Annotated in this window: 8 protein-coding genes; 6 read left to right on the top strand and 2 right to left on the bottom strand. The window is 52.3% G+C overall.

Going from position 1 to position 11,473, the window contains the following annotated elements; all coding sequences use genetic code 11:
• Positions 1 to 208 precede the first annotated feature (208 nt).
• On the bottom strand, positions 209 to 832 hold the full coding sequence (locus BZG73_RS15560; RefSeq protein ID WP_046074903.1) for a trimeric intracellular cation channel family protein: 624 nt from the start codon (positions 830 to 832) through the stop codon (positions 209 to 211).
• Positions 833 to 1,033: 201 nt separating this feature from the next.
• Between BZG73_RS15560 and BZG73_RS15555 the strand changes: the two genes are divergently transcribed.
• Complete coding sequence (locus tag BZG73_RS15555; RefSeq protein WP_077668783.1) at positions 1,034 to 1,585, top strand: elongation factor P hydroxylase; 552 nt, start codon at positions 1,034 to 1,036, stop codon at positions 1,583 to 1,585.
• A 4-nt stretch (positions 1,586 to 1,589) separates the two neighbouring features.
• The gene (locus BZG73_RS15550; RefSeq protein ID WP_046074901.1) at positions 1,590 to 1,868 is read left to right on the top strand and encodes a YfcL family protein; all 279 of its coding nucleotides are present in this window, start codon (positions 1,590 to 1,592) and stop codon (positions 1,866 to 1,868) included.
• Between the two features lie 106 nt (positions 1,869 to 1,974).
• Here the strand turns inward: BZG73_RS15550 and mnmC are convergent, their stop codons facing one another.
• A complete protein-coding gene (mnmC, locus tag BZG73_RS15545) occupies positions 1,975 to 3,975 on the bottom strand; it encodes a bifunctional tRNA (5-methylaminomethyl-2-thiouridine)(34)-methyltransferase MnmD/FAD-dependent 5-carboxymethylaminomethyl-2-thiouridine(34) oxidoreductase MnmC (RefSeq protein ID WP_077668782.1) in 2,001 nt (666 codons plus the stop codon).
• A gap of 118 nt (positions 3,976 to 4,093) precedes the next feature.
• Between mnmC and fabB the strand changes: the two genes are divergently transcribed.
• The 4 genes from fabB to BZG73_RS15525 form a co-directional block, all read left to right on the top strand.
• Complete coding sequence (fabB, locus tag BZG73_RS15540; protein ID WP_077668781.1) at positions 4,094 to 5,308, top strand: beta-ketoacyl-ACP synthase I; 1,215 nt, start codon at positions 4,094 to 4,096, stop codon at positions 5,306 to 5,308.
• Between the two features lie 253 nt (positions 5,309 to 5,561).
• Entirely contained in the window at positions 5,562 to 6,716 is a 1,155-nt protein-coding gene (locus BZG73_RS15535) for a 4-phosphoerythronate dehydrogenase (RefSeq protein ID WP_077668780.1), read from the top strand.
• A complete protein-coding gene (locus BZG73_RS15530) occupies positions 6,713 to 7,726 on the top strand; it encodes an aspartate-semialdehyde dehydrogenase (RefSeq protein WP_046074897.1) in 1,014 nt (337 codons plus the stop codon). The genes BZG73_RS15535 and BZG73_RS15530 overlap by 4 nt, the downstream gene beginning before the upstream one ends.
• Before the next feature lie 283 nt (positions 7,727 to 8,009).
• Positions 8,010 to 11,473, top strand: a 3,464-nt coding sequence (locus tag BZG73_RS15525; RefSeq protein WP_077668779.1) for a FimV/HubP family polar landmark protein, incomplete at its 3' end; no start/stop codon positions are given.

The raw sequence follows: 11,473 nt of genomic DNA, 5'->3' as shown, positions 1-11,473 counted from the left end.
GTCGATGGCACGGTCGATTTTACGAACAAGATGGTCTTTGGGAACAAGTTGTTCCATCGTCACCATTTCAAGTTCATATTGGTGTGGAGAAGGTTCTTGAAGCATACCGGAGCATCCCTATTGCGACACTCCTATTAGATCAAAGGTCTAGCTCGAAAGCTAGACCTTTGTCAGCAGTCTGACCGCACTACGTWGTGCGGTTTTTTTATCAGTGTAGAGAGGAAGGGGCTTCAAAGCGGAAAACCGGTAACGACCAGCTAAAGCGAACAGCCGCCATTCGGAATCCAAAACCAATCACTAAACTGGCGACGGTCGCAATCAGTTCACCGACATCAAGTCGAATCAAACTAAAGTAGAGCGCACCGGTGACAAAGGCGACCAAGGCATACAGCTCTTTGTGCAATACCATAGGCGATTGACGACAGATCAAGTCGCGCAATAGCCCACCAAAAATACCGGTAATCAAGGATGAAACCATGCAAATTAACGGGTGTAACCCCATATCCATCGCCACACGGCAACCGATAATACTAAAAGCGGCAAGGCCCAGTGCATCTAGGGTAACAAAGAGTTTATAATTGCGAGCAACCCAACTGGCAATCCATGGCGTGATCAAGCCGGCGAGGCAGGTGATCACGAGAAAGTGTGGGTTAGCGACCCAGGTTAGAGGGTAGTGGCCAAAAAGAATATCGCGGACTGTCCCGCCTCCGATAGCGGTGGCACTAGCGACAAACATCACCCCAAACCAGTCCATGTGTTTTCGCCCGGCACTGAGCGCGCCTGTCATGGCTTCCGCGGTAATGCCTATGACATAAAGCGTCAATAACAACATACAACCCGACACCTTACATTGAGATTAGAAATTGACGCGCATTGTAGTGGCCTTATTTGCCTTTCACAATCAAATTTGTAGTAAAAAATACATTAAAAAGAATGTGTATATTGAAAGGTTTAGCCGAGGTATGTGCGGCTTTTTATCGCTAAGAGCGTGTTTTTGTTTTCTTATTGATATTTGATCTTATTAAAGAGCAGTATGACCCACGATTATCACGACTTGATCCAACTTTTTAACCAAACCTTTCTTGCCTCTTTCAATACTGAGCTGGTGCGTGGCGGGGATGAACCTATTTACCTACCTGCGGATGCGGCGCACCCGCATCACCGCGTGATCTTTGCCCGCGGATTTTTTGCCTCTGCCTTACACGAAATTGCACACTGGACCATTGCCGGTGAGCAGCGCCGTCAATGGGAAGACTATGGCTATTGGTATCATCCGGATGGCCGTGACGCTGACACGCAAGCGGCCTTCGAGGCGGTCGAAGTGAAGCCGCAAGCGATTGAATGGATCCTCTCTGCAAGCTGTGGGTTTCGCTTTCAAGTGAGCTGCGACAATTTAAGTGGTGTTGAGCCCGAACGCCACGCGTTTACTGATAAAGTTCGGCAACAAGTCGTACAATATGTCTCGGATGCATCGACAAGCGCCGCTTTGCCCGTGCGCGCCAAGCAGTTTTCTGATACCTTGCGAGACTTTTATGGTGTTGCACCGTTGACGCCAGATACCTTTACGTTGCCAAGCCAAGGTTAAAAAGATGAAAGTTCAAGACTACGAAGCACGCATTCTAGCGTTAATCGATGAGATGGTAGAAACCGCCTCAGACGATGAATTGTTTGCCAGTGGCTATTTACGTGGCCACGTTTCTTTAGCGGCAGCGGACTGTGAGTTGGAAGGCGTTGATGAGGTGCCAGCATTGAAAGCGCGCGTCGATGCCAGTCTCAATGACAATGCCAGTGAGCTGTCACCCGGCGACCAACGTCTCGTCGGAGCGCTGTGGGATCTATTGCAGCAGCAAGTGGAAAAAGACGCGTAACGTGCTGTTTTAAATGGAACATTAAGCGGTATCACAAACGATACGTCTTGAAAAAAGAAAGCCATCGCCTCGACGATGGCTTTTTTGTTGACCTTATCCGAGGGGGCTATAGTGCTTTACCTTTTAGCAGCTTACGAACCCACATCCGCCCTGGGTGCAGAGTGTCTAGAACCGACTGAGGTAAAGGTAAAGGCTCGTCACACAGCTGAGCTGCTAGCACTTCTGCCGCCAATGGCGCTGAGGTGAGGCCGCGAGAGCCGAGCCCCAGTAAGCAAAATAGTCCTGGGTAAACGGGAACGGCGTCCGCCTTTTCTTTGTCTTTTTGCAAGGTTTGGTAGGTGGAAACCAAGGCGTTGTAATCACAGACGTTGCCCACAAAGGGTAAATGGTCGCGACTGGCGCAGCGCACCCCAACGCGTCCTTCTTCCGCCAGTGGCACCGCGCGTGCCCACTCAGTGTCGATACAATCGGTTAAGCGTTGTTGATTTTCTAGCTGATCGGCAGCTTGGCACGCTAAGTCAGCATTATTGCGACGATAGCTGGCGCCTAGACAATGTTCCTCCCCCTGATTAGCCGGTGTTAAATAGCCCTCGAAACACAATACAGTGTTGAGCTTACTGAGTTCGGTATTGGTGGGCACATGGCTGACTTGACCGCGCACGGGGTAAACCGGAATAGGCTGTGTTTGGCTGAAGCTATCTGCTTGGTGGCCATTGGCGATCACCACATTTTGATGACAAACCTCACCCATGCTGGTATCGAGTGTCCAACCATTGTCCGATTGCGTCAGCGCATTCACATGACAACCAAAATAAGCATCAAGCTGCCCGCTGGCTATCGCTGCATCAATCACGCCCGCGGTAAACTGTTGCGGGCTCATCCAGCCGCCAAGCGGATAAAACACGCCGGCATGTCCGGTTTCTAAACCGACTTTCTCGCTCACGCCATCGACATTTAACGGTGTGACCAATGCTTCAGGAAAGGCACCATCGACCATCTTAGCGAGCTTAGCGGCACTTTTTTCGTCGTAGCCGAGTTGCGTGACGCCACACCAGTCGTGTTCAAATGGGATACCTCGCGTGCGTTGCTGATCGATAAATTGGCGAGAAAACAAAAAGGCGGGGGCAAAAAACTGGCTTAAATTATCGTTATTGCCATTTAAAAGCGGATAAATGGCGCCTTGATGGTTCCCAGATGCGCCAGCCGCAGGGCGCGGGTCTTGGCAATACAGCGTGACTTGCTTGCCCCGTTGAAGCAATGCGGTGATTAAGGCGGCACTGGCAATGCCACCGCCAATAATGGCGATGTCGTCCGCTGTTGAGGCGGGGGAGCGTGCATACCAAGGAGAGTAGCTTGCAGCGGCTTGGCGAGCAGGTAATGTGCCGGACAACATGTCGCGTTTGAAGCCGAAGCCTTTTACTTTTTTCATCTCAAAACCGGCCTCGATAAGGCCACGGCGCACAAATCCCGCCGCTGTGAAGGTGGCGCAGGTACATTGCTCGCGCGCAAGTCGTGCCATGCCATTAAACAAGGCTTGATTCCACATCTCTGGGTTTTTGCTTGGGGCAAAGCCGTCTAAATACCAAGCATCCACGATCCCTTCAGGGCCCGTTGGCACTTGTGGTAACCAATCTTTAATATCACCAAACCACAAATCGAGTGTAATCTGACCTTGAGCCAAGACGATACGTTGACAACCCGCGAGCGGGACGGGGTAATAGGCACGTAATTGCTCAGCATAGCTTGCCAGCTCTGGCCAAGCTTGATGTGCACGGGCGAGATCCTCTACTGTCAGGGGGTACTTCTCAAAACTGATAAAGTGAAGCTGGGTCACAGGTGCATTTGGATGGGTTTGACGGAACTGCTCGAAAGCTGCCCAAGTAGCCAGAAAGTTGAGCCCAGTGCCAAAGCCGGTTTCCGCAATCACAAACCGGGACGATGTGGCGGTTTGCCAACGTGCGGGAAGTTGGTTTTGTTCGATGAACACATAGCGGGTCTCGGCCAAACCGTCGTGATTGGAAAAGTAGACGTCATCAAACTGTTCCGCGACGGGGGTGCCCGTATCATTCCAGCTGATTTTTGCGTGGTCGATCGAGGGAGTGCTCACAAATGCCTCTTACACAGGAAAGGAAAAAGCAAATTGTACTGGCTCTAAGGAAAGCTGACCACTTATCAGCTTTAAAAACGCTATCATCCACTGCGAAATTAACGTCTAGGAAAGAATCATGAAACGAGCTGTCATTACAGGCATGGGGATTGTTTCCAGTATTGGTAACAACGTCAAAGAAGTGCTGGAGTCGCTCAAAGCGGGAAAATCTGGCATTAACTTTTCTCAGCAGTTTGCAGATATGAAGCTGCGCAGCAATGTTTGGGGTGATCTCAAACTCAACCCCGCCGACCATATTGATCGCAAAAGAATGCGCTTTATGGGTGACGCGGCGGGTTTTGCCTACCTAGCGATGGAACAGGCAATCGAAGACTCGGGCTTAGCCCCTGAGCAGGTTTCTAACCCACGAACTGGTTTAGTTGCCGGGTCGGGGGGCGCGTCATCCGTTAACCAAGTTACCGCCGTTGATACATTGCGCGAGAAAGGGGTTAAACGTGTTGGCCCTTACATGGTGCCGCGCACCATGTCATCAACTGTTTCAGCGTGTTTGGCGACTCCGTTCCAAATCAAAGGGCTGAACTACACTATGAGCTCTGCATGTGCGACTTCGGCACATTGTATTGGCCATGCCCTAGAGCTGATTCAACTGGGTAAACAAGATGTGGTGTTTGCCGGTGGCGGTGAAGAGCTGGATTGGTCGCTTACCATGATGTTTGACGCGATGGGAGCCCTTTCAACCAAATACAATGATGATCCGCAAAAGGCATCACGCACCTATGACGCGGACCGGGACGGTTTCGTCATTTCAGGTGGCGGCGGCATGCTGGTCGTGGAAGAGCTGGAGCATGCGTTGGCGCGTGGTGCGACCATCTACGGTGAAATTGTCGGGTACGGTGCAACGTCTGATGGGTATGACATGGTGGCACCGTCGGGTGAAGGCGCTGTGCGCTGTATGAATATGGCGATGCAAGATGTGGATGGCGAGGTTGATTACATCAATACGCATGGTACATCAACGCCTGTGGGTGATGTGAAAGAGCTAGGCGCAATTCAAGAAGTGTTTGGCGGTAAGAGCCCAGCCATTTCTGCGACTAAGTCAATGACAGGTCACGCGCTCGGTGCTGCTGGTGTGCACGAAGCCATCTATTCAACCTTGATGCTTGAACAAGGCTTTGTCGCGCCAAGTATCAATGTGGAGAACTTGGATCCCGCGGCTGAAGGGTTAGATATTGTGACCCAACCGCGAGAGCAAGCACTGACGCGCGTGATGTCGAACAGTTTTGGGTTCGGTGGTACCAACGCCACCTTGGTGATTGAAAAGTATCGCGGCTGATCCCGCGCCTGTTTCCAGGTTTGCAGAGAGACTCTGCCATCAGACACGGATCATTATCGTTGAGAGCCGTTAATGGTCTTTTCAGGTCCTGGATTTACCCGGCTTCGGCCGGGTTTTTTTATGCCTGAGGCCACCCGGTAAGCGGGGTAACCCGCTCAGCTGAAGGGTGTTTTCTTACCGTGAGACAGATACAATAACCTTCTCGCATTTAGCATCCGATAAGCGATGCACCGACTCACATAGGACGTTGAACGTGAAAATTGTCGTAGACGAAAACATGCCTTATGCCCAAACCTTGTTTAGTCAATTGGGTGAGGTGGTTGCATTACCCGGGCGCGCAATCCGTGCCGCGGATTTAATCGATGCTGATGCATTAATGGTGAGAAGCGTCACGCAAGTGAACCATGCGCTGATTGACGGTGCCACCCGTCTTCGTTTTGTCGGTTCAGCCACTGCTGGTGAAGATCATCTTGATTTTAACGCCTTGCACGCACAAGGCATCCATGGCACGGCAGCGCCAGGTTGTAATAAGGTTGGTGTCGCGGAATATGTGATCAGTGCTTTATTGGTATTGGCACAACAGCAAGGCTTTAAATTGACCGACCGCACAGTCGGTATTGTTGGCGTGGGTCATGTGGGAGACTACTTGGCTGCGCGGCTTGCGGCTCTTGGGATTACAACTTTGCTTTGCGACCCACCTCGTCAGGCTCGAGAGAACCTTGCTGACATGGTGGACATTGATACTCTGATCGCAAAATCGGACGTGGTCACTTTCCATACACCTTTGACCACGACTGGTGAGCACCCCACTTACCACCTCATGAATCAAGCTCGGTTAGAGGCGCTTGCGTCAGGCAGCATTTTGATAAATGCTGCGCGTGGCCCGATTGTTGACAACCATGCACTTAAAGCGCGGTTAGCACGAGGCGACATTGATGCGGTGTTGGATGTTTATGAACATGAGCCTGAGGTCGACCTTGCCCTTATGGACCAGCTCACGTTTGCCACACCTCATATTGCAGGCTATGGTCTGGAAGGAAAAGCCCGCGGTACCACCATGGTCTTTAACGCACTGTGTGAACACCTTGACCTGCCTCATCGTGTGCATGCCAGTGAGCTGCTGCCCACGGCGCCGATTCCACAGGTTGCCTTGGCACAGCCGTGGCAACAAAGCGATCTGATGGCACTGACCCAATTGGTCTACGATATTCGCCGAGATGACAGTGATTTTCGTCGTGCCATGCATACCGCAGGTGATGACAAACAGGCTCAGCGTACAGCCTTTGACCAATTGCGAAAAAATTACTGGGATCGACGCGAGTACAGTGCGATCACGGTAGCCGGACAGGCTGATTTCGGGTTACAGTCGCTGGCTAAGCTGGGCTTTAGTATTGAGGAGCATGCATGACACAAGCATTTGACGTTGCCATTTTGGGCGCAACCGGTGCGGTAGGGCGCACCATGATCGAGATTTTAGAAGAGCGCGATTTTCCCATTGGCACGCTACACCTCCTCGCCAGTGAGCGAAGTGCAGGTGAAACCATTAGCTTCAAAGGTGAGAGCTTGCGTGTGCAAAATGTCGACAAGTTTGATTGGACACAGGTTCAGCTTGGCTTGTTCTCGGCGGGCGCACAGGCTTCTGCGCACTGGGCGCCGATTGCAGCAGATGCGGGCGTCGTCGTTATCGATAACACGTCGCAGTTCCGCTATGACTTCGACGTACCCTTGGTGGTGCCTGAGGTGAACGCCGCCGCGATTGGTGACTTTCGTAACCGTAATATTATTGCTAACCCAAATTGCTCGACGATTCAGATGCTGGTGGCATTAAAACCTATTTACGATGCCGTCGGTATCGAACGCTTAAATGTGTCTACCTACCAATCGGTCTCTGGATCAGGGAAAGCAGGCGTCGATGAGCTTGCCGGACAGACGGTTAAATTGCTTAATAGCCAAGATGCGGAGCCTGCGTTATACAGCAAGCAAATTGCCTTTAATTGTTTGCCCCAGATTGATCAGTTTATGGAAAATGGCTACACCAAAGAAGAAATGAAAATGGTGTGGGAAACCCAGAAAATTCTTGCCGATGAGATGATAGGGGTTAACCCTACTTGTGTGAGAGTGCCCGTGTTTTACGGTCATGCTGAAGCTGTGCACCTTGAGTGCCGTCAACCGATTGACGCGACGGAAGCGGTGGCAATCTTGAGTCAGCATGAACATATCGAGGTCTTTGAAGGGGAAGACTATCCCACCCAGGTGAAAGAAGGCACTGGCTCAGATAAAGTGCTCGTCGGGCGTATTCGCAATGATATCAGCCACCCTAATGGACTCAACCTCTGGGTGGTGGCAGACAATGTGCGTAAAGGCGCAGCGACGAACTCAGTGCAAATTGCTGAAGTACTGGTTCGCGATTACCTTTAATCAACAAGCCTATGATCCGTAAAAGAGCGTGATAGCCCGCCCATCACCACACTAGGTTGATTGATACCCCATCCGTTGATGGGGTATTTTTTTAGGCATTAAATTTGCAACGATGGACGATACGCGACGTGTGACGATGCTATCATCGAGTCAAAACTGAGGCAGAGCGCCCACAGTTTGATCGCGCAACACACTTTTATATCACCAAACTACAGTTTTTAGCATGGCTTCCGATATAGTTAGATATTTAGTGAGGCCATTTTTGCCATAAGGGAGTGCGGGTGTGTCCAACGCACAGCAAAGTGAACAGTCTTCTTCTCAAACTCGATTGACCAAAACCCCGCATCGCGTTAAGCGGCATCTCATTGCCGTCGCAGGGGTATTGGCGGTTGCGCTTGTCAGTGTTTCAACGGTGCCGGTCGAAGCGGCAATACGCATTCTTGGTCCGCAAGATGAAATGGCGGCCGAAACCGCCTCGCCCCAACCGACGCCAGCGGTTGCATCGGCACAACAATATGGCCCAACTGGGGCCAACGAAACCTTGTGGTCGATTGCGACTCAAATGCGTCCTAATACGCAAGTAAGTGTGTATCAGACGCTCGGTGCGATTTTTCGTCTTAATACCGACGCATTCACCAACAACAATATTCATAGCTTGCAGCCGGGTAGCACCTTAGTGATGCCGACGCTGACGCAAATTGAGCGAGAAAGCACCCAGGACGTGATCAATCGGCTTGAAATTGATGAAGCGCGTAAGCAAGCCCAAAATACCACGCCCCTGAGCGAACAGGTTGAGCAACCGAGTCCACAACCACAGTCAGCACAAGCCGATAATAACCAAGCTGCGCAGACCCAACCAGCGCCAAATAGCGAAGACGCGTCAGACGCCCAACCTAGTGGTGAGAGCTCGACAGCGAGCGCCCCAGAGCCACAAGTGGTACAAAACTTACAGTCTCAGCTGCAAGCCTCTGATCAAGAGATGACTCGCCTGGTTGAGAGCAATCATGTGCTCAAGGTCCGTCTGTCTGAAGTGCAGCACGAGTTGAGCGCGTTAAAAGAACAGGTAAGTGGTGATGCCGAGCTTAATAAAGAGATCCGAGCATTTTTAGAAACCCAACGTCAGCAACAGGTGGCAAAGGATACCCAACCCCCATCCGCGGTTGAATCTTTACTTGATAGCCCATTATTGCTTGCCATGTTGGCCATCATTCCTGGGGCCTTGATTGCAGGCGCGATATTCTTCTTCCTCGCACGTCGTAGAAAGCAAGAGGAAGACGCGGAAGAGCCTGCGGCGCTGGATCATGATGATATGGACGATATGCCTGTGGTCATGGTGCCCGATCCGGATGACGATGAAAGCGATGTTGACGATCCGCAAGATGACGATGAGCTAGAGATCACCGATGACGGTAAGGGATACGAGGATGTCGCGTTTGGCGATGATACCGACCTGGACGATCTGGATCTTGATGACGAACTCGATGACATGGCTGGCAATGAATCGAGTGTCGCGCCCACCAGCGATGATGCTATCGGTCTTGAAGACATGGAGCGCGCGCTGGATGAACTGGCAGATGCGCCGCCGGCTGATACGGAAAGCGCCGCCGATGACACATCATCCGACGATGACAGCGAATTAGAAACGGGCGAGGCAGAGCAACCTGAAGAGGAAATGAGTGCTGATGAAGCACTTGCCGCAGAGTGGGCCAAAGCGCTCGAAGAAGGCAATGACAGTGATGTCGACGATATCGATGCCTTGTTGGCAGGCGAAACGGGTGAAGACACGACTGCCGATGAGGTCTCCGCTGCTGATGAGCCTGAGGACGAAAATACCGAGACCAAAGAACAGGCTTCACAAGAGAACGAAGACAATGACGAGCAAGCGCCTAATGACGCCTTGTTTGACTCGGTGCTGGACGATGAGCCTGAGCTGGATTTAAGCCAAGATATTGACTTATCAGATGATGATAACGATGACGATGCCGTTTCTCTTGATAACACGACAGAGTTGCTTGATGAACTTGTCGGTGATGAAGAAGACGAGGACAGCTGGCTAAATGAAGGGGATGATACCGAGGACGAATTCGATGAAAGTAGTGATGCATTACTGGATGAAGTCTTAGACAAAGATGATGATCCTCATCTAGAAGATTCTGACGCTTTACTAGAAGAAGTGTTGGGGGATGACGATGAACCAGACCCACTCGCTGACGAGGACGATCCGGCACTGTGGGGAGAAGAAGATGACAGTGATCCGAACGAAGCGGAGCTCGAGCAACTTCTTTATGCGTCGGATGAGCAAGCAGAAGAAACACCTACAAGTGATCAAGGCTCAGAGACGCGCGTCGAGCAAGACAACGATGCCGACGACGAGCCGCAAGCAGAGTTAAATGAAGATGACGCACCGGCGGACGAGCCAGCTGAGCCAGAGGCTACTCGCGAGGCAGATGAAACGGCTGACGAGGACGCTGATGACGAGCCGCAAGCAGAGCTAAACGAAGACGACGCAGTGGCGGACGAGCCAGCTGCACCAGAAGCGACTAGCGAGGCAGATGAAACGGCTGACGAGGACGCTGACGACGAACCGCAAGCCGAGTTAAACGAAGACGACGCACCGGCGGACGAATCGGGCACGCCAGAAGTTAGCGGCGAGGAAGATGAAACGACTGACGAGGACGCTGACGACGAGCCGCTAGCCGATTTAAACGAAGACGATGCTCTAACGGACGAGCCAGCTGAGCCAGAAGCTACCGGCGAGGTAGATGAAACGGCTGACGAGGACGCTGATGACGAGCCGCAAGCCGAGTTAAACGAAGACGACGCACCGGCGGACGAGCCAGCTGCACCAGAAGCGACTAGCGAGGCAGATGAAGCGGCTGACGAGGACACTGACGACGAGCTGCAAGCCGAGTTAAATGAGCACGATGCACCGGCGGACGAGCCAGCTGAGCCAGAGGCTACTCGCGAGGCAGATGAAACGGCTGACGAGGACGCTGATGACGAGCCGCAAGCAGAGCTAAACGAAGACGAAGCTCCAGCGGACGAATCGTCTGAGCCAGAAGCTACCGGCGAGGTAGATGAAGCGGCCGACGAGGACACTGACGACGAGCTGCAAGCCGAGTTAAACGAAGACGACGCACCGGCGGACGAATCGGCCGCGCCAGAAGCTACCGGCGAGGCAGATGAAACGGCTGACGATGACGCTGATGACGAACCGCAAGCAGAGTTAAACGAAGACGATGCTCTAGCGGACGAGCCAGCTGAGCCAGAGGCTACTCGCGAGGCAGATGAAACGGCTGACGAGGACGCTGATGACGAGCCGCAAGCCGAGTTAAACGAAGACGACGCACCGGCGGACGAATCGGCCGCGCCAGAAGCGACTAGCGAGGCAGATGAAGCGGCTGACGAAGACGCTGATGACGAGCTGCAAGCCGAGTTAAACGAAGACGACGCACCGGCGGAGGAATCGGATGAGCCAGAAGCTACCGGCGAGGCAGATGAATCGTCAGCGCCTGACGGCGTTGACAACAATGATGCCTCTACGGATGACGGCGACAATCTCGATGACATTAGCGAAGAAGACTTACTTGATTTAACCAGCCTACCTGAGTACGACGAAGAAGCGGCATTGGCAGACGCTGAACCGGTTGACGAGCAAGAGCAAGCGGATTTAGATAGCGTGCCAGAGCCAGAGCCAGAGCCAGAGCCAGAGCCAGAGCCAGAGCCAGAGCCGCCAGAGCCAGAGCC

It is taken from the genome of Salinivibrio siamensis (assembly GCF_001996005.1).
Lineage (GTDB): Bacteria > Pseudomonadota > Gammaproteobacteria > Enterobacterales > Vibrionaceae > Salinivibrio > Salinivibrio siamensis.
The sequence above is the reverse complement of the archived record's forward strand: the minus strand, read 5'-3'. Positions and strand labels throughout refer to the sequence as shown.